The sequence below is a fragment of the Streptomyces sp. 184 genome (genome assembly GCF_045781775.1).
Classification (GTDB): Bacteria; Actinomycetota; Actinomycetes; order Streptomycetales; family Streptomycetaceae; genus Streptomyces.
On the sequence record NZ_CP123230.1, the window covers coordinates 4,501,808 to 4,525,694 of the forward strand.

General features: G+C 73.1%; 26 protein-coding genes. 9 read left to right on the forward strand and 17 right to left on the reverse strand.

Annotated features, from left to right (window positions below; all coding sequences use genetic code 11):
- Positions 1–92 precede the first annotated feature (92 nt).
- Positions 93–995 (reverse strand): Gfo/Idh/MocA family protein, encoded by a 903-nt coding sequence (locus tag QBL21_RS18865; protein ID WP_407566466.1) that lies wholly within the window; start codon positions 993–995, stop codon positions 93–95.
- 98 nt (positions 996–1,093) lie between these two features.
- A complete protein-coding gene (locus QBL21_RS18870; RefSeq protein ID WP_407563391.1) occupies positions 1,094–2,311 on the reverse strand; it encodes an FAD-dependent monooxygenase in 1,218 nt (405 codons plus the stop codon).
- A gap of 96 nt (positions 2,312–2,407) precedes the next feature.
- Between QBL21_RS18870 and QBL21_RS18875 the strand changes: the two genes are divergently transcribed.
- Together QBL21_RS18875 and QBL21_RS18880 are read left to right on the forward strand one after the other, a co-directional pair.
- Positions 2,408–3,100, forward strand: a complete 693-nt coding sequence (locus QBL21_RS18875) for a TetR/AcrR family transcriptional regulator (protein WP_407563392.1) — start codon at positions 2,408–2,410, stop codon at positions 3,098–3,100.
- Between the two features lie 87 nt (positions 3,101–3,187).
- Positions 3,188–3,661: a hypothetical protein gene (locus tag QBL21_RS18880; RefSeq protein WP_407563393.1), complete on the forward strand. Its 474-nt coding sequence runs from the start codon at positions 3,188–3,190 to the stop codon at positions 3,659–3,661.
- A gap of 57 nt (positions 3,662–3,718) precedes the next feature.
- Here QBL21_RS18880 and ung read toward each other — a convergent pair whose 3' ends face one another.
- The 8 genes from ung to QBL21_RS18920 all read right to left on the reverse strand — a co-directional run bounded on the left by ung (position 3,719) and on the right by QBL21_RS18920 (position 10,227).
- Positions 3,719–4,399, reverse strand: a complete 681-nt coding sequence (ung, locus tag QBL21_RS18885; RefSeq protein ID WP_407566467.1) for a uracil-DNA glycosylase — start codon at positions 4,397–4,399, stop codon at positions 3,719–3,721.
- 93 nt (positions 4,400–4,492) lie between these two features.
- Complete coding sequence (locus tag QBL21_RS18890) at positions 4,493–6,076, reverse strand: ABC transporter substrate-binding protein (RefSeq protein WP_407563394.1); 1,584 nt, start codon at positions 6,074–6,076, stop codon at positions 4,493–4,495.
- Between the two features lie 127 nt (positions 6,077–6,203).
- Positions 6,204–6,995, reverse strand: coding sequence for an SDR family oxidoreductase (locus QBL21_RS18895; RefSeq protein ID WP_407563395.1), 792 nt, complete (start codon positions 6,993–6,995; stop codon positions 6,204–6,206).
- A gap of 17 nt (positions 6,996–7,012) precedes the next feature.
- On the reverse strand, positions 7,013–7,771 hold the full coding sequence (fabG, locus tag QBL21_RS18900) for a 3-oxoacyl-ACP reductase FabG (RefSeq protein ID WP_407563396.1): 759 nt from the start codon (positions 7,769–7,771) through the stop codon (positions 7,013–7,015).
- Positions 7,772–8,006: 235 nt separating this feature from the next.
- The gene (locus QBL21_RS18905; protein ID WP_407563397.1) at positions 8,007–8,399 is read right to left on the reverse strand and encodes a DUF3037 domain-containing protein; all 393 of its coding nucleotides are present in this window, start codon (positions 8,397–8,399) and stop codon (positions 8,007–8,009) included.
- Positions 8,396–9,220: a HipA family kinase gene (locus QBL21_RS18910; RefSeq protein ID WP_407566468.1), complete on the reverse strand. Its 825-nt coding sequence runs from the start codon at positions 9,218–9,220 to the stop codon at positions 8,396–8,398. Before QBL21_RS18910 ends, QBL21_RS18905 begins: the two co-directional genes overlap by 4 nt.
- A 244-nt stretch (positions 9,221–9,464) precedes the next feature.
- A complete protein-coding gene (locus QBL21_RS18915; RefSeq protein WP_407563398.1) occupies positions 9,465–9,818 on the reverse strand; it encodes a hypothetical protein in 354 nt (117 codons plus the stop codon).
- Positions 9,781–10,227 carry an ANTAR domain-containing protein gene (locus tag QBL21_RS18920; protein WP_407563399.1) on the reverse strand — a complete coding sequence of 149 codons (447 nt, stop codon included), beginning with the start codon at positions 10,225–10,227 and terminating at the stop codon, positions 9,781–9,783. The genes QBL21_RS18915 and QBL21_RS18920 overlap by 38 nt, the downstream gene beginning before the upstream one ends.
- Before the next feature lie 103 nt (positions 10,228–10,330).
- On the opposite strand from QBL21_RS18920, the gene QBL21_RS18925 reads away from it, so the two are divergent.
- Positions 10,331–10,651, forward strand: a complete 321-nt coding sequence (locus tag QBL21_RS18925; RefSeq protein WP_407563400.1) for a helix-turn-helix transcriptional regulator — start codon at positions 10,331–10,333, stop codon at positions 10,649–10,651.
- A gap of 511 nt (positions 10,652–11,162) precedes the next feature.
- Here QBL21_RS18925 and QBL21_RS18930 read toward each other — a convergent pair.
- Positions 11,163–11,615: an SRPBCC family protein gene (locus QBL21_RS18930; protein ID WP_407563401.1), complete on the reverse strand. Its 453-nt coding sequence runs from the start codon at positions 11,613–11,615 to the stop codon at positions 11,163–11,165.
- 713 nt (positions 11,616–12,328) lie between these two features.
- Here QBL21_RS18930 and uppS point away from each other — a divergent pair.
- The 3 genes from uppS to QBL21_RS18945 all read left to right on the forward strand — a co-directional run bounded on the left by uppS (position 12,329) and on the right by QBL21_RS18945 (position 15,687).
- Positions 12,329–13,015 (forward strand): polyprenyl diphosphate synthase, encoded by a 687-nt coding sequence (gene uppS, locus QBL21_RS18935; protein ID WP_407566469.1) that lies wholly within the window; start codon positions 12,329–12,331, stop codon positions 13,013–13,015.
- On the forward strand, positions 13,012–14,475 hold the full coding sequence (locus QBL21_RS18940) for an oxygenase MpaB family protein (RefSeq protein WP_407563402.1): 1,464 nt from the start codon (positions 13,012–13,014) through the stop codon (positions 14,473–14,475). The genes uppS and QBL21_RS18940 overlap by 4 nt, the downstream gene beginning before the upstream one ends.
- Positions 14,476–14,631: 156 nt before the next feature.
- On the forward strand, positions 14,632–15,687 hold the full coding sequence (locus QBL21_RS18945) for an LLM class flavin-dependent oxidoreductase (protein ID WP_407563403.1): 1,056 nt from the start codon (positions 14,632–14,634) through the stop codon (positions 15,685–15,687).
- Positions 15,688–15,853: 166 nt separating this feature from the next.
- Here QBL21_RS18945 and QBL21_RS18950 read toward each other — a convergent pair whose 3' ends face one another.
- From QBL21_RS18950 to QBL21_RS18975, 6 genes are all read right to left on the reverse strand, one after another.
- Positions 15,854–16,600: an N-acetylmuramoyl-L-alanine amidase gene (locus QBL21_RS18950; protein WP_407563404.1), complete on the reverse strand. Its 747-nt coding sequence runs from the start codon at positions 16,598–16,600 to the stop codon at positions 15,854–15,856.
- Positions 16,597–16,827, reverse strand: coding sequence for a hypothetical protein (locus QBL21_RS18955; RefSeq protein ID WP_407563405.1), 231 nt, complete (start codon positions 16,825–16,827; stop codon positions 16,597–16,599). The genes QBL21_RS18950 and QBL21_RS18955 overlap by 4 nt, the downstream gene beginning before the upstream one ends.
- Positions 16,828–17,063: 236 nt before the next feature.
- A complete protein-coding gene (locus QBL21_RS18960; RefSeq protein WP_407563406.1) occupies positions 17,064–17,624 on the reverse strand; it encodes an AAA family ATPase in 561 nt (186 codons plus the stop codon).
- Between the two features lie 80 nt (positions 17,625–17,704).
- Positions 17,705–18,628, reverse strand: a complete 924-nt coding sequence (locus QBL21_RS18965) for an RNA polymerase sigma-70 factor (protein WP_407563407.1) — start codon at positions 18,626–18,628, stop codon at positions 17,705–17,707.
- A gap of 43 nt (positions 18,629–18,671) precedes the next feature.
- Positions 18,672–19,439, reverse strand: coding sequence for an SDR family oxidoreductase (locus QBL21_RS18970; protein ID WP_407563408.1), 768 nt, complete (start codon positions 19,437–19,439; stop codon positions 18,672–18,674).
- 142 nt (positions 19,440–19,581) lie between these two features.
- Positions 19,582–20,265: a TetR/AcrR family transcriptional regulator gene (locus QBL21_RS18975; protein ID WP_407563409.1), complete on the reverse strand. Its 684-nt coding sequence runs from the start codon at positions 20,263–20,265 to the stop codon at positions 19,582–19,584.
- A 116-nt stretch (positions 20,266–20,381) separates the two neighbouring features.
- On the opposite strand from QBL21_RS18975, the gene QBL21_RS18980 reads away from it, so the two are divergent.
- The 3 genes from QBL21_RS18980 (at position 20,382) to QBL21_RS18990 (ending at position 23,803) form a co-directional block, all read left to right on the forward strand.
- On the forward strand, positions 20,382–21,392 hold the full coding sequence (locus tag QBL21_RS18980; protein WP_407566470.1) for a hypothetical protein: 1,011 nt from the start codon (positions 20,382–20,384) through the stop codon (positions 21,390–21,392).
- 806 nt (positions 21,393–22,198) lie between these two features.
- Positions 22,199–22,597 (forward strand): hypothetical protein, encoded by a 399-nt coding sequence (locus QBL21_RS18985; RefSeq protein WP_407563410.1) that lies wholly within the window; start codon positions 22,199–22,201, stop codon positions 22,595–22,597.
- Between the two features lie 390 nt (positions 22,598–22,987).
- Positions 22,988–23,803, forward strand: coding sequence for an ATP-binding cassette domain-containing protein (locus QBL21_RS18990; RefSeq protein ID WP_407563411.1), 816 nt, complete (start codon positions 22,988–22,990; stop codon positions 23,801–23,803).
- Positions 23,804–23,887 lie beyond the last annotated feature (84 nt).

The window sequence follows — 23,887 nt, forward strand, 5'->3', positions numbered from 1 at the left end:
TACGGTCGGAGCACGAACGGGACCCAGCTTGCCGCTTTTCTTATGATTTTCTGCTTAGCACCCCGGGGGAATCCGGCGCACGGGTGACGGAATCAACCCGCCCGGCCCACCGCGCGTACGATCCGCTCGCACATCTCGTGGGTGGCGAGCGCGTCCTCAGCGCTCAGCAGCTCCCCCGAGCGCACCGCGTCCAGGAACGCCAGCACGGCCTGCTCGATGCCGCGCTGCCGGGCCACCGGCACCCAGTCGCCGCGCCGCCGCACGCTGGGCTGGCCCTTGTGGTCCACGACCTCGGCGAGGTTGCGGACCTCGCGCTTGGTGTCCTGGCCGGAGATCTCGAGGGTCTCCTCGGCGGAGCCCGACAGCCGGTTCATCGCGCCGATGGCGGTGAAGCCGTCACCGGAGAGCTGGAGGACGACGTGGTGGAGGAGCCCGTCGCGTACACGGGCGCGCACGTCGAGGTCCTCGACGGGGCCGGGGGCGAGGAAGCGCAGCGTGTCGACGACGTGGATGAAGTCGTCGAAGACCATCGTGCGGGGGTCCTCGGGCAGCCCGACGCGGTGCTTCTGGAGGATGATCAGCTCGCGCGGGTGCTCCAGGCACTGCGCATAGCAGGGCGCGTGGCGGCGGTTGAAGCCGGTCACCAGCGAGACACGGCGCTCGTCCGCGAGTCGTACGAGACCTTCGGCGCCGGCGAGGTCGTAGGCCATCGGCTTGTCGACATAGACGGGGACGCCGGCGTCCAGCAGCGCGGTGACCAGCTCGACGTGCGCGGCGGTCGGGGCGTGCACGAACGCGGCGTCGAGGCCGGCGGCGAGCAGCGAGTCGAGGTCGCGGTGGCGGTGGGCGGGCGGTATGCGGTGGGCGTCGGCGACGCGGCCGAGGGTGGCCGGCGTGCGGGTGTGCAGGTGCGGCTCGATGCCCGGCAGCGAGGCCAGCACCGGCAGGTACGCCTTCTGCGCGATGTCGCCGAGCCCGATCACACCGGCCTTCAGGGGCGTTGCACCCGTGGTCATGTCCGCTCCCGTCCGCAGCCGTCGCCCGTGGGCCGTGGGCGCCCGGCCGGGGGCCGGCGGTGGCCGGTGGGCCTGGGTCAGGGCGCCGTCTGTGCGGGGGAAGCATACGGGCCGGCCGGATCGGCGCCGTCCCCGGGCGGCTGCCAGTCGGCGACGCCGTCGAGACCGCGCAGGACGACGCGGGGGCCGAGCCGCCCGACCGCGCGGATCAGGGCGTTGCGGGTGCGGACGGCGAGCGGGCCGGTCAGGTGGATCAGCCGACCGGCGCGGGCGGAGCGCAGCGCCACGGCGCGGGTGCGCGGAAGGCGGTCGCGGGTGTAGCGCTCCAGGGCGTCGGGGACGGCCGCGGGGTCGGCGGCGGCGTGGTGGGCGAGGACGACGCCGTCCTCGACGGCCTGGTTGCCGCCCTGGCCGAGGTTCGGGGGCATCGCGTGCGCGGCGTCGCCGAGGAGCGCGACCCGGCCGCGGTGGAAGGCGGGCAGTGGCTCTGCCAGCCAGCGCACGTCGTGGTGGAGCACCTGGCCGGGCTCGGCGGCGGCGAGGATCGCGGGCACCGGGTCGTGCCACCCGGCGAAGCGGCGGCGCAGCTCCGCCAGTTCCCCGCCGGGAGCCCGCCGGCCCGCGGGCGCGACGGCGGTGGCGTAGGCGTACACGCGGCCGTCGGCGAGCGGCTGCGACCCCCACAGCTCTCCGCGGCCCCACGTCTCGTGCGGTTCGAACGCGGCGGGGCTCGCGGGCAGGACGAGCCGCCAGGTGGTGAAGCCGGCGTAGGCGGGGCCGGGGTGGTCGGGGAACAGGGCGCGGCGTGCGGCGGATCCGATGCCGTCCGCGGCGACGACCAGTTCGGCCTCCAGGACGCCGTCCGGCACCGTGACGCGGGCGGGCCGGTCCGGGCCGCCGGGGTCCTCGACCTCGGCGGGGGTGCCGGTACGGACCGAGCCGGCCGGCAGCCGGGCGGCGAGCAGCGCGGCGAGGTCGGCGCGGTGCACGAGGGCGATGCCGCCGCCGAACCGCTCGGCCACGGCCGCCGCGTCGGTGCGCGAGAGCCAGCGGCCGTCGGGCGTACGCAGCCCGCCGCTCCCCTCCCAGGCCGCGAGGGCGCGCACGGCGTCGCCGACGCCGATGGCGTCCAGCGCGCGCTGGGCGTTGGCGGCGAGGGAGATCGCCGCACCCACCGGCTCGATGGAGGCGACCCGCTCCAGCACGGTGACGGACCAGCCGCGGCGGTGCAGCGCGGCGGCGGCGGTCAGCCCGCCGGGGCCGGAGCCGATGACGAGGGCGCGCGGCTGTGGCACGGGAGCCTCCAGGAACTACACCTGTAGTGACACGGTCGAGCGTAGCACGGTGTCACTACAGATGTAGTTTGCTGCCCGCGGCGATAGGTTGGGGGCGTGCCCGACCCGAAAGCCCCGGTCTCCGCCGCCGGTCCGCCCGCGGCCCCCGTGTCCGCAAAGTCCACCGCGCCCTCCTCGCCCGCCGCGTCCTCCGCCTCGGCCGCCTCCGCCTCCGCTACGTCCCGGCGGGAGGTCATCGCCGACGCCGCCATCGAGCTGCTCGCCGCGCGGGGCATGCGGGGGCTGACCCACCGCGCCGTGGACGAGGCCGCGGGCCTGCCGCAGGGCTCCACGTCCAACCGCGCCCGCACCCGCGCCGCCCTCCTCGAACTCGCCGTCCAGCGCCTCGCGGAGCGCGAGGGCGCGGTGCTCGACATCGGCGACCTGCCCCCGCCCGGCGACGACGCCGGGCCCCTCGCCGACGCGCTGGCCGGCCTGCTGCACCGCTTCCTCACCCGGCACCGCACCCTGCTCCTGGCCCGCTACGAGCTGGCGCTGGAGGCCGCCCGGCGCCCCGAGCTGCGGTCGATCTACGACCGCGCGGGCGCCACCTTCGGCGATGCCGCCGACGCGCTGCTCGCGGCCTGGGGCTCTCCCGATCCGGAGCGGCACGCGCAGGAGCTGATCGCCTGGACGGACGGGATGATGTTCCTGCATACGGCGGGCCGGGTGAGCGGTTCGCGCACGCCCACCAGGGCCCGGCTGCGGGCCGGGTACGAGGACCTGCTGCGCGGCATGCTCGGCGGCTGACCGCCGCGGCCGGACGGCAACTTCGGGGTGCGGGCGTCACCCTTGCGGGGAGTACCGGGGCGGCGCCGGGGGCACCAGTGTTGCCGCGTGCGCTCCACTCCCGCCGCCGGCGCCCTGGTGACCGGCCTCACGACGCTCGCCGCCGTCGCCGGCTGCGTCGCCGTCTCCCCCGATTCCGGCATCGACCCCGGCACCGGCCACGGCCCGGGCGCCGGGCAGCCCGCTCCGGCCGCTCCCGGGCCCGCCGCGTCGCCGCTGCCGGGCCGCGAGGCGCTGACGACGATCGGCCCGGCGCCGCACCCCCACCACACGACGCCGCCACCGTCCCCGGGCGCGGCCCGGCCGGACGTACCCGCAGCGGAAGCACCGCCTCCGGCGCCCCGGCCGCGGGCTCCCCGCCCGGCGCCGGCCCGCCCGGTCCGTACTCCGCAGCCGCCCCCCGCGCCCCCGCCCGCCGCCTCCGGCACGGCGCTCGACGTGTGCGACCTCGCCGGGGACTACGGCCGCTGGATTCCCGGCAGCCGGGAGGAGGAGGTGTGCGCGGAGTACGTCGAGCGCTAGGCGCTACGCCCGGCCCGTACCCGCGACGACGGGCCGACGGGCCGACGGGCCGACGGCTCAGCTCTTGCCGGCGGCCAGGTCCGGGATCCGCCAGTCGATCGGCGCGTGCCCCTGAGCCGCCACCGCCTCGTCGATCTGCGAGAACGGCCGGGAGCCGAAGAACTTCTTCGCCGACAGCGGCGACGGGTGCGCCCCCTGGACCACGACGTGCCGGGCGGTGTCGATGAGCGGCAGCTTCTTGCGCGCGTACGCCCCCCACAGCACGAACACCGCCGGGTCCGGCCGCTCCGCCACCGCGCGGATCACCGCGTCGGTGAACTCCTCCCAGCCCTGGCCCTTGTGCGAGTTCGCCTCGCCCTCGCGGACCGTCAGCACCGCGTTCAGCAGGAGCACGCCCTGCTCGGCCCACGGCATCAGATACCCGTTGTCCGGCACCGGGTGGCCGAGGTCGTCGCGCAGCTCCTTGAAGATGTTGCGCAGGGAGGGCGGGGTACGCACCCCGGGCCGCACCGAGAAGCACAGGCCGTGCCCCTGCCCCGCCCCGTGGTACGGGTCCTGGCCGAGGACGAGCACCTTGACCCGGTCGTACGGCGTGGCGTCGAGGGCGGCGAAGACCTCCTCCCGCGGCGGGTACACGGGGCCGCGGGCGCGCTCCTCCTCGACGAACGACTCAAGGCGCGTGAAGTACGGCTTTTCCAGCTCCTTGCCCAGGGCATCCTGCCAGGACGGGGGCAGCATCGGGGACACGGGTGAGGGACCTCCGGTCGGTGCACAAGATCGGTTCGGTGGGTCGTGCGCAGCCGACAGTACCGCCGGGCACTGACAACTCCCCTACCAACTGGTCTTCTTGTACAGCTCCCACATCCGCATGATCGTCGAGGCGTCCAGGCTCCACTCCACCCCGGCGACGTCGTCGTGCGCGGCGATGTACTGCCGGGCCTGCCACAGCGGCAGCAGCCGGGCGTCCTCGGCGAGGATGTCCTGCGCCCGCGCGAACTGGTCGTTCACCCCGGCCCGGTCCGCCTTGCGGCGCGAGGTGGGCAGCAGGTCGTCGGTGATCTCGGCGTTCTCGTACGGCGTGCCGAGGGCGTTGCGCTCGCCCGTGAACGGCGCGATGTAGTTGTCCGGGTCGGGGAAGTCGGGGGACCAGCCGCGGCCGAAGACCGGGTACTCGCCCTTGTTGTACGCGGCGGCGAACTGCTCCCACTTGCGGCCCTTGACCGTGACCTCGAAGAGCCCGCTGGCCTCCAGTTGCCGCTCCAGCTCCCTGAACTCCCGCGCCGTCACCGAGCCGTACCGGTCGGTGGTGAACCACAGCGTCAGCGGCACGGGCTCGGTGATCCCCGCCGTCTGGAGCGTCAGCGCCGCGGCCTCGGGGTCCGGCTCGCCGTAGCGGTCGAAGAAGGCGGTGGTGTGGCCGGTGATGCCGCGCGGGATCATCGAGTACAGCGGCTCCGCGGTGCGGCCGTAGACCTTGCGTACGAGCGCGTCGCGGTCGACCACCTGGGCGACCGCGTGCCGTACGGCGAGGCTGTCGGCGTGCTCGTGCTCGGGGTTGAAGACCAGGTAGCGGATCTCCGGCATGACCACCCGGCTGAGCGCGATGGAGCCCTTCTCGTCCGCCGCCTTCTCCAGCTCCGGCACCCGGTCCGGCGGCAGCCCGCGGTACGTGACGTCGATGTCGCCCTTCTTGAGGGCGTCGGTCATCGCGTCGGAGTCGTCGAAGTAGCGGATGCTGACGGAGTCGTTGCGCATCTCCGCGTCGCCCCGGTAGTCGGAGTTGCGCTCCAGCTCGGCCACCGACCCCTTCTCGTACGACGCGAGCGTGTACGGCCCGGAGCCGACGAGCGTCCCGGTGTCGGCCAGCTTGTCCGCCGGGTACGTCTCGGGGTCGACCAGCGAGGTGGCGGGCGCGGCGAGGATGAACGGGAAGGTGGCGTCGGGGCGCTTGAGGTGGAAGGTGACGGTCCGCTCGCCCTCGGTCTCGACCTTCTCCAGGCTGTCCAGCAGCCCGGCCGGGCCGGTCTCGGCGTTGATGGCGAACACCCGGTCGAAGGAGTGCTTCACGGCCGCCGCGTCGAGCGGGTTGCCGTTGGAGAAGGTGAGGTCCTCGCGCAGCTTGCAGCGGTACGTGCGGCTGTCGGCGGCGGTGAAGCCGCAGCTCTTGGCCGCGTCCGGCTGCGGCACCGCGCTGGTGCCGGCGTAGTGCATGAGCGTCTGGTAGACGTTGCGGTACAGCTCCCAGGACCCGTCCCAGGCGGCTGCCGGGTCGAGCGTGCTGGGCGCGCTCGTCGTACCCACGTCTATGTGCCGCTCGTCGTCGTCCGATGCCGACAGAGTGCCGCAACCGGCCGCCAGCATCGAGACGGGTATCAGCACCGCGGCGACCCGCCGCGGGCCCGACCGAAAGAACACGTGCCTGCCCCCTCCTTGCACCTGTTCGATGGGGTGCGCAGACCCTACCCCACGGTCGGTGGATCACGGATCCCCCGGGACAACGCTGTGACCCGGGGGAATGTGTGTGACGTGTGTGACCGGTGGTTCAGCTCACGCCGGAATTGAGGAAGATGCCGCCCTCGATGGCGAGCGTCTGCCCGGTGATCCAGCCGGCCTCGTCGGAGAGGAGGAAGGCGGCGGCGCCGCCGATGTCCTCCGGCACCCCGAGCCGGCCCAGCGGGTAACCGGCGGCGGCCTCCTCCTCGCGGCCCTCGTACAGCGCGACCGCGAACTTCGTCTTCACCACGCCCGGCGCGATGGCGTTGACCCTGACCAGGGGCGCGAACTCGTGCGCGAGCTGCATGGTCATGTTGATCATCGCGGCCTTGCTCATGCCGTACGGGCCGACGAACGGCGAGGCGGCGAGCCCGGCGATGGAGGAGATGTTGACGATCGCACCGCCGTTCTCGCGCTGCCACGCCTTGTACGTCTGCTGGGCGAAGCCCAGGGCCGACAGGACGTTCGTCTCGAAGACCTTGCGCACGGCGTTCAGGTCGACGTCCGCGACGGGGCCGAACACGGGGTTGGTGCCGGCGTTGTTGACCAGGTAGTCCACCCGGCCGAACGCCTCCATGGTGCGGGCCACCGCCTCGGCCTGGTGCTCCTCGTGGTGGGCCTTGCCCGGTACGCCGATGGCGCGCCCGGCGCCGAGCCGTTCCACGGCGTCCTTCAGCGCCTCCTCGCCGCGGCCGGTGATGCACACCCGGTGGCCGCGGGCGACCAGGGCTTCGGCGATGCCGTACCCGATGCCGCGGCTGGCCCCGGTGACCAGGGCGACCCGGTCGCTGCCCGCGCCCTGCGGCCCGTCCGCGCCGCCGGCTCTCTGCTGCTGCGTCATGTCCTCGTCCCCCGGCCTCAGTCGAGCGGCCCGCCGGCCACGTACAGCACCTGGCCGGAGACGAAGCCCGCGTCGTCACCGGTGAAGAAGGCGATGGCACCGGCGACGTCCGCCGGCTGCCCGACGCGCTGGACCGGGATCTGGGAGGCGGCGGCGGCCTGGAAGTCGGCAAACTCCATGCCGACCCGCGCGGCGGTCTGCGCGGTCATCTCGGTGACGATGAAGCCGGGCGCGACCGCGTTGGCGGTGACGCCGAACTTGCCCAGCTCGTGGGCGAGGGTCTTGGTGAAGCCCTGGAGGCCGGCCTTGGCGGCGGAGTAGTTGGCCTGGCCGCGGTTGCCGAGGGCGGAGCTGCTGGAGAGGCTGACGATCCGGCCGAAGCCGGCGTCGACCATGTGCTTCTGGCAGGCCCGGGACATCAGGAACGCGCCGCGCAGGTGCACGTTCATGACCGTGTCCCAGTCGTCCACGCCCATCTTGAACAGCAGGTTGTCGCGGGTCACGCCGGCGTTGTTGACGAGGATGACGGGCGGGCCGAGTTCGGCGGCGACGCGGGCGACACCGGCCTCGACGGCGTCGGCGTCGGAGACGTCGCAGCCGACGGCCAGCGCGGTGCCGCCGGCGGCGGTGATCTTCTCGACGGTGTCCGCGCAGGCGCCCTCGTCGAGGTCGAGCACGGCGACGGCGCGCCCCTCGCGGGCCAGGCGGACGGCGGTCGCGGCGCCGATGCCGCGCGCGGCGCCGGTGACGATCGCGACCCTTCCGGTGGTGGACATCCTGGTGTTCTCCTCGCGCTGGCTGGTGCCGGGGTGCCGCCCGGCAGTCGGTGAGCAACCGCTTAGTAGGTACGCCAGGTGACGCTAGAAGTCCCGCCCTGCCATGTCAACGGGGCGCCGCCACGGGGTGGCGGCACACCGGCAGAAGGCACCCGGCCCGGCCCGGAGGGAGGGCACGTACCACCCCGCCACAGGGGCACGCGCCACTTCGTCACGCAGGAACGCGGACCACTCGTCACACAGGGACGCGGACCAGCAGCCCCAGCAGCCGCTCCGCCTCCGCCTCCGGATCCTCGGTCAGCCCCGAGTGCACCGGCCCCGGCTGCACCACCGTGCTGCGCGGCGCGACGAGCCAGCGGAAGCGCCGCCCGGCGTCGTCCCCGGCGGCCTGCCCGGCCTCCGAGCCGCCGCAGCAGACCTCTTCCACGGCGCGCAGCGCGGCCCGTACGCCCGTGAGGTCGACCCCGGGGTCGAGCGCGAGCAGCCGGCGCTCGTCCAGGTCGGTACGCGCGCAGAGGTACGACCGCGCCCGGCAGTACACCAGCACCCCGGCGTTGATCTGCTCGCCGCGCTCGATGCGCGGCACGACGCGCAGCAGCGCGTACTCGAAGACCTCGCGCCCGCTCATCGCGTCCCCCTCCGCGGCGGCCTGGCCTTCAGCCAGCCCGGCGCCTTCGACGGCCCGTCCGCGCTGCGTTCGCCCACCGCGATCCGCTCGTGCACCAGCGGGGCGCGGGCGGCCAGCGTCTCGACGTACGCGGCACGCACCTCCGCCGGCGACCCGAAGCCCGGCTCGCCGTCCAGCCACTCGTCCGGCACCTCGGCCACCGTCTCGCGCAGCAGCTCGGCCGTCACCCGCGGCGCCAGCTCGGCCGCCGCGGCGGCCACGTCCGGGCCGAAGGTGGCGAGCGCGTGGTCGGAGGCGTCGTACGGCTTGTCGGCGGCGGTCGCGGCGGAGGGCCAGTTGTGGTGCCAGATCAGGGTGGCGCCGTGGTCGATGAGCCACAGGTCGCCGTGCCAGACGAGCATGTTGGGGTTGCGCCACGACCGGTCGACGTTGCCGACCAGGGCGTCGAACCACACCACCCGGCCGGCCTCCGCGGCGTCCACCCGGAAGGCCAGCGGATCGAAGCCGAGCGAGCCGGGCAGGAAGTCCATCCCGAGGTTGAGCCCCCCGCTGGCCTTCAGCAGCGCCTGCACCTCCTCGTCCGGCTCGGAGCGGCCGATGACGGGGTCGAGCTGGAGCCCGACGAGATCCGGCACCCGCAATCCCAGTCGCCGCGCCAGCACCCCGCTGATCACCTCGGCGACCAGCGTCTTACGCCCCTGGCCGGCGCCGGTGAACTTCATCACGTACGTCCCCAGGTCGTCCGCCTCGACGACACCGGGGAGCGACCCGCCCTCACGCAGCGGCGTGACGTAGCGGGTCGCGGTGACTTCTCGCAGCATCATCTCAGGCCGTCCAACGTTCCTACCTTGCAATCGACGGAGTGGGCGGGGAAGGCAAGACGAGGAGATCTGGTGCCGACCTCCGGCATGAAGTGAGCATAGTAACCGAGCGTGACGGCCGTCGACATGCTGTTTCCTCGTGATCGCCGCCGCTTACTCGCACGCGAAGAAGCATGCGCAGCAGCCCGCCGGGCCGCCCGACTTCGTCGGCCGTGCTCTACGAGCACGGCCGACGAATGGGTTCTCAGTCGCCCGCCGGCTCCATTGCCCCTTGAGGAGGTGCGGGAGTTGCGGGTCGTCTGACGTGGACGTCGTCGCTGTCGTCGTCGACGTGGACGGCGTGGCCGGCCTGGGTGAGGGTCGCCAGCAGGGCGTAACGCAGGGCCGCCCGGATGCCGTCGTGCTCGTTGTGGCCACGTCCGGCGGGATCGAGTTCCGCGCCGGGCTCCCACCGCACCACCACCGCGTCGACGTTGTGCCGCACGTGCAGGCCCGCCGCCGATATTCGGTCGCCGGTGGTGACGTCGAAGCCGGCGGCGGTCAGGATGCGGCAGACCTCGTCAAGCAGCAGGTGCGGTGCGCTGTCTGCCTGCGTCATCTCGCTGCCCCCACACCTGTCTGATCGCTTCGCGCATCGGAACTCGCAGGTCCTCGCGTATCGGAGTGCCGCCGGTGGAGGAGACCACCGATGCGGCCACGTCGCGCAGCGGGACGTTGGCGTGCTGGGAGGTCTTCCGCAGCACCTGCCAGGCGTCGTCGGCATCGCCGTCGAGCGCGGCCATCAGCACCCCGCGGGCCTGATCGACCACGGGCCTTGTCTTGATGGCCTGTTTGAGTTGCGCATTCTCCTCGCTCAGCTCGGCCAGCCGGTGCCGGACCCAGAGCGGCAGCCCGTCGAGGGCATCCCCGGGCTCTCCCGCCGGCCGCTGTGAGGGCTGAGCAGTGGTGTGATCGTCGGCCAGGGGCCGTATGCGTGGCAGCCCTGTGTCTGTACGCAGAGAAGGCATGGCGATCTCCTGCTGACCTTTCGATGATGCACAACGATTCACGACACGCGTTTCGCATCTTACAATACATGAATGGAGGGTCGTACATCGTAGGATGGCGTTGATGACTACCGCACCCGAAGCTCACACCGGCTGGACCTTCCTCACCAACCACGCCCGCGTCCTGGCCGCGATCGCCGACAACCCCTCGGTACGGATCCGCGACATCGCCGCGCACTGCCGACTCACCGAGCGCGCCTGCCAGCGGATCATCGCCGACCTGGAAGAGGCCGGCTATCTGTCCCGCGCCCGGCACGGCCGCTCCAACACCTACCGGATCCAAGAGGACATCCCCCTGCGCCACCCGGCCGAGTCCGGCCTGACCGTGGCCACCCTGCTGGCCCTCCTGGCCCGGCACGAGGCGCCCGGAAACCAGCAGCGCTGATGTCCGCCGGGACCACCACGCCGCCCACGTGGCCGCCGAGGCCGACGAAGGCGGCGCGGTCGAAGTCGTGGCGGCCTGCCGGGTGCGGCAGATCATGAACAGACGGAGGCAGAACCGGGCTACGGGGCGGGCAGAAGGCGCACGTCTCCGTGCAGAGCAGGCAGGCAAATGAGCAGCGAGAGACACTCATACGAGTGACAAATGTGCATAACCGGCAGACAACGACCTACAGTTGAAAGATCGGCCGGGGCCGGCACCCCCCCGCCTCCCCCACGCGCCGGCCCCGGCCCTCATTCATGGGCAATCGCGGCCAGGGCAGGGCAAACGACCGATTCCCTCGGGCACTGCGGCAGCGCCCCATCGCCGTGGACCGGCCGGTGCCCGCCCGGAGCCGCGAGAGCGGCCGACGGCCCGCGAAGGCCGTCGGCCGCTGCCGCACCTGGACGGGACACCGCTCCACCGAACCCGCCCACGGCGGCTCGCGCCACCGGGGTCACACGCCCGGGGCAGGTCAGACGTTTCCGCGCCAGGCGCCCGTCGCCACGCCACCGCGGCGCTCGATGAACGCCTTGAACCGCTTCAGATCACCCGTGACCTGACGTTCGACGACGTGGAGCTTGTCGCCGATGGTCTCGGCCATACCGCCGGGATCGACGTCCATCTGAAGCATCACCTTGGTACGGGCGTCGTCCAGGCGGTGGAAGGTGACCACACCTGCCTGCTTCACCTCGCCCTCGACCGTCGTCCGGGCCACCCGCTCGTCCGGGATCTGTTCGGTGATCCGCGCCTGGAACTCCCGTTTGACACCGCCGATGCTCGTCACCCAGTGAGTCATCGTGTCGGTGCGCTGTTCGATCTTCTCGACACCCTCCATGAACTCGGGGAACGACTCGAACTGAGTCCACTGGTCGTACGCCGCGCTGACGGGGACGTTGACCTCGATGGACTGTTCAACCTGCGACACGACGACACCTTCCGCTCGTAGGACTACGCCCATGAGGCTGAGCAGCACGCTCACGGGCTCGTGCGTCTCCCCCGGGTTCCCGGCCCTTCCGCGGCTACACCGGCGGACTCCCGCACCCGCTGCCGATCCCGCCCGGCCGCCCCGCCGCACCTTGCCGGACGCACTCGACTACCGGACGCGGCACCGCCCGCGGGGCGTGCGCGGCAAGCTGCGTCCCGCGGGCGCACCCCGGTGCCGGGCATACGCACCCACCCGCCCCCGAGACCGGGTGCGCCCGTCGTCACGTCGCGGATCCTCCTCGCAAGGACAGCCCCCCACCTCGTCTTTCCCCGCACACCCAGGGGGCTTTGAAAGGACCGGTGCGCGCGTTCGCCGGCCTGGCACGCGGGGGATTCGAACGTACGCGTCGAGGGTGACGGCCACTCGTTCGGCGGAACATGGCTCGTTCGCGCTGCCAGACTCCGCAGGAGGGAACGCGCCGGTGGGGCGTGGGCGAGGCGGGGGCGGCGAGGCGGGTGGGCGTGACCGAGCGCGGTACGGCCGGCCGTGCCGCTCCGGACGGGGCGGGGCCGGGCGTGACGGACCACGGCGTCCCGCGCGCACGCGCGGTGACGGAGGACCGGCCGGGCGGCCGGCGGTACGGTGGCGGACCCGGCGATCAGCGGCGGGACGAGGGGGCGGCGCGTACGGGACCGCGGCACGTGGCCTGCGTGATGGACGGCAACGGCCGTTGGGCGCAGCAGCGTTCGCTTCCCCGTACGGCGGGTCACCGGGCCGCGGAGACCGCCGTCATCGACGTCATCGAGGCGGCCCGGGCCGCCGGCGTGGAGTGGCTGAGCCTGTACGCCTTCTCCACCGAGAACTGGACCCGCCCCGGCACCGAGGTCGAGTTCCTGATGCGGCTGGTGCGCCGGGTGGTGCGCAAGCATGCGCCGCTGCTGCTCGCGCGGGGCATCCGCTGCCGTTTCCTCGGGGTCGCCGACCCGCGCATCCCCCGTGAACTCGCCCAGGACTTCTACGACCTGGCGGCGCTCACCGCCGGCAACCGGGGGATGACGCTCACCGTCGCCTTCGACCACGGCGGGCGCCGGGACATCGTCGAGGCCGCCAGGTCGCTGATCCGCAGCGGGACGCCCGCCGACGAGGTGACCGAGCGGCTCTTCGCCGACCACCTGCCCTTCCCCGACACCCCCGATGTCGATCTGGTCATCCGCACCTCCGGTGAACAGCGCATCTCCAACTTCATGCTCTGGCAGGTCGCCTACGCCGAGTGGGTCTTCCCCGAGGTGCTCTGGCCGGACTTCCGGGCTCCCGACTTCCTCGCCTACCTGCACACCTACCGGCGCCGCGACCGCCGCTTCGGCGGCGTACCCGCCCGGACGAACGGAGACCCGTCATGACCACCGAAACCACGGGAACGGCCGACGAGACATTCCTGTTCGGCCCGAAATCGCAGTTCAGCGCCTTCTTCGACGACCCGCGCTGGGCCCTGGCCATGATCCGCGCCACCGTGCTGGAGGCCGCTCACCCGCAGATCGGCGCCGCCCTCGCCGACAACTCCACCTTCGTCGCCCACCCCTGGCGCCGACTGCGCAACACCTTCCTCAGCATGCGGCGCATGTTCGGCCCCGACCCGGCGGTACGTGAGCGGGAGGCCGCCCGGCTCAACCGGCTGCACGCCCGCATGAGCGGCGCCGACTCCCGCGGCCGCGCCTACGACGCGATGGACCGCCCGACCCGCGCCTGGGTGGTCGCCACCCTCTTCGAGAGCGCCGTCACCATGTGCCGGCTGAGCGGCCAGCCGCTCGACCAGGACACGATGGAGCGGTTGTACGCCGAGTACCGCGCGTTCCTCGCCGCGCTCGACGGCGACGCCGGGGAACTCCCCGAGGATCTGCACGACTTCTGGCGGTACTTCGACCGGGTCGTAGAGAACGAGCTGGAGAACACCGAGGCCGCCCGCGTCATCCTCTACCGGCTCTTCGACCACCTGCCCGCCCCCGCGCTGCTCGACGGTGCGCCGACACTGTGGGCGGCCGGCCGCGCCGTCGCCGGTCCGCTCCTCGGCGCGCTCACCGTCGCCTCGCTCCCCGAGCCCTACCGGCGCCGGGCCGGCCTGCCCGAGATGCCCGGCGCCGCAACCCTCATGCAGGGCGCCTACCTCGCCGCCGGACTCACCCGGTTCCTGCCCGAGGGCTGGATCAATGCCGAAAGCATCATCGAGGCCCTCTCACTCTCGCCCGACAGCGACGACCCCCGTGCGCGCACCGTGGCCGCCCTGCGCGCCCGCATGAAGCGGGCATCGGCCCTGCTCCGCCTCCTCACCCCACTGCGCGGCGACACCGACCCCGGCCCGGCGCCTTCGACTGCCACGGAGGAGAACCGACGCTCGGCGGAGGAGTTCTTCCGCCGAGTGCTGGACCAGACCGGCGACGGCCACCTCGACTGGCCCGACCTCGCCGCCATGGCACGCGAACTCGCCACCCGCCTCGACCTGGACGAGCCCGAGGAGACCCGGCTCTACGACGCCTTCTCCGCCTGGTGGCGCGAGCTCCAGGCCGCCCTCGACACGGACGGCGACGGCCGCGTCAGCGCCGAGGAGTACGCCGCCGCCGTCCCCTCCCTCGCCGGACCCGCGCTCATCCGCGTCGCCGAGGTCCTCTTCGACGCGACCGACAAGGACGGCAACGGGAGCATCGACGCGGACGAGTACCGAGCCCTCTTCCGCACCGCCTTCCACCGCGACCTCACCACCACCGACGGCGCCTACGGCCGGAGCGCCTTCGTGGGCGGCTTCCTCTCGTTCATGGCGGGCCGCCGCGCGGGCACCCCGTACGACCCCCTCCTCGCCGACGCCTGAGGGGGGAGGCCGCGGCGTGGCAGAGGCGTGCGCAGAGCATGAGAGAGGACGTTCTCGGAGACCTCGCCGCGCGAGCCGACACGGCTGCCCTGCCCCACGCCCTTACCTGCCATGCTGAGCAAGAACCCTTCCCTCCGCCACACCCTGGAGGTTGTGATGCGTGCAGGCGTCGTGGTCAGCGCGCGGCCCGGTGTGGAGGATCTCGCCGTGCGCGCCGAGGAGTTGGGCCTGCACAGCTTCTGGGTCTACGACACCCCGCTGGTCAACGGCGATCCCTTCGTCGCCTTGAGCCTGTGTGCGAAGGCCACCGGCCGCATCAGGCTCGGCATCGGCGTGACCTCACCGGCGCTGCGCTCGGCCCCGGCCGCCGCGAGCGGGCTGGCCAGCCTCAACGCCCTGGCACCGGGACGGATCGTCTGCGGCGTCGGCACCGGGAACACCGCCCGGCGCACCGTGGGCATGCGGCCGACGACGGCGGCCAGGCTGGAGGACTTCACCGCCGCGCTACAGGACCTGTGCGCGGGACGTTCGACCGAGTACCGCGAGGGCGACCGGGTCCGCGACGTCCGGTTCCTGCACAGCGGGGCGCATGTGAACACCTCCGACCCGATCGAGTTCGTCGTGGCCGCGCTGCTCGGACCGAAGGCCGCCGCCGTCGCCGGCCGCCGCGGCACCGGCCTCGTCTCGGTCGGCCTGCTGGACCCCACCGCCTGGCACGGGCTGCACGACGCCCGCCGCAGCGCCGCCCGGGACACGCCCCGCGACCCCGACTCCTACCTGGTCGCCCCGCTCCACGTCCTCGACGAGGACGAGGACCCCCACGGCGACGCGGCCCGGGACGCCACGGGCCACCTCGTTCTGTCGCTGCTGGCCTACGCCGCCGACACCGCCGCCGACACACCCGCCTTCGCCGATCAGCTCGGCCCGGAGGAACGCGAAGCGGTACGGCGGCTTCTCGACCGGCGCGGCACCACCCCCACCGCGCCGGACCGGCACACCAAGCTCTACCCCAACTACCTCGGACGCATCGCACCGCAGGACAGGGACCTGGTGCTGCCCTCGCTGATGGACACCCTGGCCCTGGTCGGCACCCGCGACGACCTCCTCGCCCGCCTCACCACCCTGGAACGGGCCGGCGTCGACGAACTCGTCATCCAGCCGGTGGTCGACCCGCCCACGGAGATGGCACGGCTCGCGAAACTCCTCGCCTGAGCGGATTCGCCCACGGTCCCCGCCCCGCGCGTCGTGCACGATGCGGCGTTCCGGGCCCGGCGCCGCGCGGACACCGCGGCCGTCCAGCCCGGGCCCGACGGGGGTGTCCCCCTTCGGGCCCGGGCTCCGTGCGTCGGCGTCGGATGTGAAGCCGTGGCGCGGGCCGTCAGCCGGGGAAGGTGGCGCCCCAGGTGGCGGGGCCGACGATGCCGTCTACGGCCAGGCCCTTCTTCGACTGGAAGTTCCGGCACGCGGCGTCCGAGTTGGGGCCGTAGGCGCCGTCCGCGCTGAGGCTGTAGCCGTGGGCCGCGTTCATCTGGTTCTGCCAGGTGGCCACGCTCGCGTGGCTGAAGGTCGGCGGCTGGCGGAAGTTGACGCCGGGGTAGGGCAGCGGACCGCCGCCGGGGTTCGTCGCGCCGTTGAGCACGCCGTTCCCGTACAGGTTCCCCGGGCAGCCGGTGCTCAGGTGGTCGCGGTGGCCGCAGATGGCGCGGGCCGCGCCGCCCTGCGTGCGCAGCCGGTTGACGGCGTAGCGGAAGGCGTTGATCAGTCCGGTGGTGATGGTGTCGTAGTCGCCGGCGGTGCCACCGACGAGGCCGCAGACGGCGTACCAGTTCTGGTTGCCCGGGTTGGTGCCGTTGGCGGCGGTGCGGCGGTTCTCGCCGCGGCCCTGGAAGACGTAGTCGTGGACGCACACGAGGTGGCTGTACGCGATGTCCGCCCAGCCGTTGCCGTCCATGTGGTAGTTCTGGATCCCGCGCACCTGGGCCGCGCAGTCCGCGTGGTTCGCGCGGGCGACGTGGACGGCGTCGACGTGGTGGATGGTCACCCCGCCGTGCTGCGGGGTGATGTTCCCGTCGGTGTTCCGCGGAGCGCGTGCACCCCACTGGGACCGGCTCACGAAGGTGGTCATCGGGCCCTCCGTCCGGACAGCGCGCAGTCGACGGTGGCGTTGAGCGGCTCCGTCTGCGCGTGCCGTAGGGCGCCGGACGGGTGGATCGCGCCGGGGTGGTCGGGGCGGTTCACGATCGGCAGTTCGCGCGGGTCCGCGGCGAAGGCGTGACCGGAGCAGATCACGGGTGCGGCGACGGCGGCCGCGGCTATTCCCAGGAAGCCACGACGGGATGGTCGTTGCGACATGTCGTCTCCAGACGGTTGTGGGGGTCCGGGCGCTGTCCTGCGCGCTGCCGCCGGCGATTCCGTCGGCGGTGGGGCAGCGCCGTCCACGAGATTGCCCTCGCGTACGCCAGAGGTACAGGACACCGGTAGCGCCGCGGTTGCGCGTGGTCATGGCTGCGGCCGCGCCGGCCGGCCCCGCTGTCACCGGGCGTGATGACCGGGAGCGTCGACCGTGCACAAAGGCAGGGAAGGCGCGGTCAGTTCACCAGGGCGCGGTCGCGGGCTTCCCGGACGATGCGGTCGGCGGTCTCCTCCGGAGTGAGGCCCGCGGTGTCGAACCACCAGCCGACGTCGCCGAATTCGCGCCTCATGGCGGCGTCCAGCTCCTCGTAGCCGTCGAAGTCGAACCGCTCCCGCGGATCGCGGATGGTGTTCCGGAACCGGCACACCTCGATGCCCGGTGCGAGAACGACGAGCAGGACCCGCCGGTCCGCAAGGAGGTCGAGGAGGAAGCCCAGCTTCTCGCGGGACGGGACCATCGCGTCGATCAGCGGGGTGAAGCCGGCGTCGGCGAAGTTGTTCGCCAGCGCGCACAGATTGCGGTGCAGCAGCTCCACCTGCCGCGCCGCTTCGTCGGCAGGCTCGCCCAGCGCCCAGACGAAGCCGCTGACGATCATCCCGTTCAGCTCGTCGCCGCCAAGGCGGGCGGAACGCGGCAGCCGCTCGCCCACGAGCCTGGTCATCGTCGACTTTCCAGCTCCCGGCATCCCCGTCACGATCAGGCAGTCGGGCGTCTCGGCAGCGATCACGCCGGCCATGGTGTCAGCGTGCCCGGCGGTCGGCAATCGGGTTTCCGGGCGCGGCCCCTGAGAGCTGTCCGCGGCGCTCGGCTCCCCGGTCACACCGACGGCCGGGGTGCCCGGGTCACCTCGCGGAGGACCGCCCAGGCGTCCGCGACGGGACCGATGTGCCACAGTTTGTCCGGGTTGTTCACCGTGTGGATCGTCTGGAGCCGCCCGTCTCGTACGCCCAGCGCCCAGGCGCTGAGGACCCCGCCGTCCCGGTCACGGAAGATCGCGCCCGGCCGCCCGTTCACCTGCCGCGGCTCCACGACGCCGGCCCCCCTGATGACCAGAGGGACGAACTTCGCGAGCACCCGGCCCACCCGGTCGGCGCCGACGCTGACGGGCTGGAACCGCGGTGCCGTGGCGCCGCTGTCACCGATCATCGTGACGTCGGCTGCCAGCAGCTCGGTCAGCGCGTCGACGTCTCCCTCGCGGAACGCGTCGAAGAACCGTCCGGCAAGCTCGTCGCGCTCCTTGCGGTCCGCCTCGAACCGGGTCCGGCCCGCGTCCATGTGGCGGCGCGCCCGTACCGCGAGCTGGTGGCACGCCGCCTCCGACCGCCCCACGGCCGACGCGATCTCCGCGAAGCCGAAGGCGAACACGTCCCGCAGGACGAAGACCGCGCGTTCGAGCGGGGTGAGTCGCTCCAGGAGGAGCAGGGCCGCCATCGACAGCGAGTCCGCCAGCTCCGCCGCCCGCGCCGGGTCCTCGTACGGATCGGTCAGCAGCGGTTCTGGGAGCCATGGCCCGACGTACTCCTCGCGCTGGACGCGGGCCGAGCGCAGCACGTCGATCGAGAGCCGGGTGACCACGGTCGACAGGAACGCCTTGGGCGACCCGGGCCGGGTGGAAGTGGCCTGGTAGCGCAGCCAGGTCTCCTGGACCGCGTCCTCGGCCTCGCTCACACTGCCCAGGATCCGGTAGGCGATCGAGAACAGCATCGGCCGCAGTTCCTGGAACTCCTCGGTCTTCGTCACGCCGCTCCTCCTCGACGATCCGACGCTACGCGCGGGGCTGCCGTCACCAGGGCACCGGGCCCTGTTCGCCGAAGAACCCGGCGGTCGGCCCGTCCGCGCCGAGGGTGGCCAGGCGCACCACGGTCGCGGCGCCCTGCGCGACCGTCAGATGACCGGTGTGGTTGTTGCTGTCCGTGTCGACGTAGCCGGGGGCGACCGCGTTGACGAGAACGCCGTCCTTGCGCAGTTCGTTGGCGTACTGCACCGTCAGCGCGGTCACCGCGCTCTTGGACGGTGCGTACGCCGCGGACGGCAGCAGCGCGGCAAGGGGGCCGTCCGGATCGCTGGTGAGGGTCAGCGACGCGGCGTGGCTGCTGACGTTGACGACGCGCGGCGCCGGCGACCGCCGCAGCAGCGGCACCATGGCGTTGGTCACCGCTATCACCCCGAAGACATTGGTCTCGAACACCGCCCGGACCATGTCCAGGTCGACGGAACTGGGGATCTGGTCGTGGGCGTCCTGGGGCGAGACCTGTCCGGAGCCCGTGATGCCGGCGTTGTTGATCAGCACGTCGAGGTGGCCGAAGCGCTCCTCGATGAGCTTCGCGGCCTCGCGGACGCCGGCCCGGTCGGTGACGTCCAGGGTCACCGCGTGCGCGTCGTGGCCCGCCGCGGAGAGCGCCGCTGCCGCCTCCTCACCGCGTCCCCGGTCCCTGGCGCCGATGAGGACCGTCATGCCCAGCCCCGCGAGGTGCTCGGCGACCCCGCGGCCGATCCCCTTGTTCGCCCCGGTGACCAGCGCGACCTTCCGGTGTGTGGTCTCGTCGCCCATGACCCGCTCCTTGCTGTCGAGTGTCTCGGAATCTGCCTTCGCATCCTGAGACGAGACAGCCCGGCGATCCCTGACATGGCCCTCGGGGATCGGTGCGGCGGGGGCGTTGTGCCGCAAAGCGGGTCGTATCCGCTACGGCTGCCTACCCCGAATCGGCCGACGCGGACGAGGGCGGTCGGGTGCGCCCCTCGGCGGCGTCGAACGCGGGCGCGAGCGGGGCGAGCGACGCGCGGAGCTGGTCGGCCGGTGGGCCGGAGGGCACGACCAGTGCGCCGGCGCCGAGGTTCCCGGCGGACCCCGCGTGCCCGACCGGCCGGAGCCAGCCTTCCCACGCGATACGAACCGCCGCGGCCACGCTCGCCGCGAGAACGCGGGCCGTGTGCGCTCCGCCGTCACCCAGGCGCTCGGCGAGCACCGCCGTGAGCGGGGGCTCGATGCCGGCGGTGGTGTCGAGGAACGCGTCGCGCAGCGCGGTCCGGGTGGTGATGAGCAGCAGCAGCTCGCGCTCGCGTTCACCGGTGTTCGTGTACTGCTCGACCACCGCTTCGGTGACGGCTTCGGCCAGGGGCTCTCCCGCGGGCCGGGCCGCGAGGGCCGCCGCGATCCGCGCCTCCCGGTCCGCGGTGACGGCGGAGACGATCGCCTGCTCGCGGCTGGCGAAGTAGTTGTTGTAGGTGCGCGGCGAGACCCCGGCCGCCTCGGCGATGTCCTCGACCCGCACCTGGTCCGGTCCGCGCTCCACGGCCAGGCGCAGCGCCGCCTCACGGAGTGCCTCGCGTGTGGCCCGCTTCTTCCGCTCCCGCAGCCCCGGCGGTGGTGTCGTCACGGTGCCAGCGTTCCACACAAGGCTGCGCGTACGCAAACTTGCGTGCACGCACTTTCCCTGTCAGCCTCGACCCGACCGAGACCGGCAGAGAGGACGCCGCCATGCGCGCCAGAGGAATGACCTACGACACCGGATTCGTCCTGCACGGCCAGACGTCCCGCGAGCACTTCGACCCCGCGGTGGTCCGTCGCGAACTCGCCATCATCCGTGACGACCTGCACTGCAACGCGGTCCAGATCATCGGCGGCGACCCGGACCGACTGGAGGCGGCCGCCGTCGCCGCCGCCCGACTCGGTCTGGAGGTCTGGTTCTCGCCCTATCCGCTGGAGCTGGATCCGGAGCAGATCCTCACGCTCTTCCGCGACTGCGCCGAGCGAGCGGAACGGCTCCGGCAGGAGGGGGCCGCGGTCGTGTTCGTCGCCGGGGTCGAGCTGAGCGTGATGAACCGCGGGTTCCTGGCCGGCGAGAGCCCCGAGGAGCGTGTCGCGCAACTGATGAGCCAACCGGAGCGGCGGGCCGAAGCGATACGCGAACTCGGCCTGCGCATCAACGCGTTCCTCCGCGATGCCGCGGCCACCGTCCGCGAGCGCTTCCAGGGCAGTCTCACCTACGCGTCCATCCAGTTCGAGCAGGTCGACTGGACTCCCTTCGACATCGTGACGTACGAGCTGCTCCGCTCCGCCGAGGTCGCCGACCGGTTCCGGGACGCGGTGCGCACCCTGGCCGAGGGCCCGAAGCCGCTTGCCGTCACGGGGTTCGGCACCGCGGCCTACCGCGGCGCGGGAGACCGCGGCGGGCGGGTGCTGGAAGTGGTCGAGTACGCCCCGGAGACCAGGGCGCCCGTCCGGCTGAACGGCATGTACGAGCGCGACGAGGCCGGCCAGGCCGCGTATCTGAGCGAGCTGCTGGACATCTTCGAAACCGAGGGCGTGGACAGCGCGTTCGTGTTCCTGTTCGCCCTGCCCGGCTATCCGCACCGCCCCGACGGCGACCCCAGGGACGACCTGGACCGGGCCGGCCTGGGCATCGTCAAACTCCTCGAAGGGCGCCGGGGGCAGACCTACCCCGACATGGAGTGGGAGCCCAAGGCCGCCTTCGCGGCGGTAGCGCAGCGGTATCGGAGCTGACGGACCCGCGCACGTCACCGGCCTTGCGGGCGCCCGCCGGTCGACCGCGGCGACGGTCGGCGAGGACCGGCCGCAGCGCCTGCAAAACCTGCGCGAACGCACCACCGTCCCTCGTCCCGCGCTTCCGAGCACGCCCACGCAGCCGCCTGCACCGGCCGCGTGGGCGTGCTCGCGATTCGGAGTCGGTCCCCGCCGGCACCACGGTCCGGGCAGTTCAAGCCAGCTCGCCGACCGCTCCACTTCGGGGATCCACCGACCGGTTCGGGAGCCGCTTCTCCCGGCTCCGCCCCAGGCCACCCCGCCGGTTTCGAGGAGCGTCGCCCCACACCGGCCGGACGGCCCGCACTGTCCGGATCCCGGCACCGCAGCCGCCTGGTTGTCAGTGGCTTGCCCGATGGTTCCCTCCCGCAGGCCCATCGCGCCCCACCGAGGAGACCCGTGCTTTCGACGCCCTCACGCAATCCCCCGCCCGGGTTGCGGCTTCGCCGCTCTCCCCCCGACGGGTGAATCGAACGCGCGGGAGCGCCGACCGCACCTGCCCACCAGGCTCCCCGTCGAATCTGCGCTCGACCCGTCGCCCGGTCCCACCCGTATCGGCCCCGTGATCATCCCCGTTGTCCGGGGTGCTCGACCCGAACTCCACCTGAGGAGCAAACCGTGAATCCTGTACGACCTTGCCCCGCCGCCCACCCCGCGTTCGACAATCCTCCCGCTCAGCCCGGCAGGCCCACGGTGCTCCGGCGCCCGGCCGCCGCACGCCGCGCCCCGTTCGCATCCGCATCACGACCGTCACCGAGGTGGGGGGCATGAGCGACAGGAGGCGCCCCCGCGCCACCGCCCGGCCGGTGGCCGACGCCGGGCCGCACGGCCCGTCCGCGGCGCAGGATCCGGCGGCCGTTCCCGCCGCACGACCGTCCGATCCTCGGCCCGCGGCTCCGCCCGAGCTGGACTTCCACGGGCGCAAGCACCGCCGGGCCCTGCAAGACGCCACCTTGTGGGACATGGCCCGCCGGATCCCGACGGCGCTCGCCCAGTCCGCCCGGCTGGCCTGGTCCGTCGACCGCCGCATGACGCTCACGATCCTCGTGTGCCAGGTGCTGTCCGGGCTGGGCACCGCCGTCGTGCTCACCGCGGTCTCCAAGGCGATGCCCACCTCGCCACCTCCGACGCCCGCACCGGCCTCGAACGGGCCTGGCCGGCGCTGACGGTCGCGGTCGTCGCGATGGCGCTCGGCGCCGGGATGTGGATCCTCGCGGACTGGGCCACCCGCCGCCTGAACCCGAAGATCGCCTCCGCCGTCGACCTCACCCTGGTCGACCTCCACATGAAGGCCGAACTGTCCGCCTACGACACCGAGGGGTTCACGGACCGGAGCCGGGCCGCGGAGATCGGCGCCCTGCGCGCGGTCGACCTCGCGGACGACGCCAAGACACTGACCAACGGCTTCGTCCAGCTCGTGTCCGCCGCGACCGTCCTCACCTCCCTCCACCCCCTGCTCCTGGGCGTACTGCTGCTGTCGGTCATCCCCAGGGGCATGGGCGGGGTGATCGCCAGCCGGACGCGCCCTCAACTCGATCGTCCGGCACGGGGCGGTGATGTTCCACCACGGCCCCTACCTCAGCGACTACTACACCTTCACCGACGAAGTCCGCACCATGGCCACCGCCCGCGGCACCGTCCGGGCAGCGGCGCCGCGGCGCATCCGCCTGTGCGAGGCCGGGTTCACCTACCCCGACACGGACGCCCCGGCGCTGCACCCGATCACCCCCACCCTCAACCGCGGCGAGGCCGTCGCCCTCGTCGGCGAGAACGGCGCCGGCAAATCGACCCTGATCCGCTTGCTCACCGGACTGACCCTGCCGACCGGCGGAACCGTCCTGTGGGACGACACCGGCCTCGCCACCGCCGACGCGGAATCGGTCTGGCGGCACGGGCTCGTACCCCAGAAGAACGGGCACTGGCCGCTCGCCGCCCGCGAGAACATCACCCTCGGCCAGCCCCGCGAGCACACCGACGACCGCATCTGGGACACCGCGGAACGCGTCGGCATGACCCAGGCGCTCCAGGCGCTCCCGGACCGGCTCGGCACCCTGCTGGCCCGCTCGGTGTGGGGCGGGCACGAACTGTCCGGTGGGCAGTGGCAACGTCTGGCCTGCGCGCGGGCGATGTACCGGGAGCCGGCCGTGCTCGTCCTGGACGAGCCGACCAGCGAGATGGACGCCCGCGGCGAACACCTGATCTTCCGCAAGCTCCGCGAGATGGCCCGGACCGGATCACCGTCGTCGTCACCCACCGCCTGGACAACGCCCGGATGGCCGACCGCGTCATCGTCCTCGACCGCGGACGCCTCCGCGAGGAGGGCACGTTCCACGCCCTCCTGGCCACCGAGGACGGCCTCCTGCGGGAACTGAACGCCCTGGCCCAGGACCGCTGACCCTCCCCACCCGCCCCGGCGGGACCGCGTACTTCCGCGCGGCCCCGCCCTTCCCGTCCGG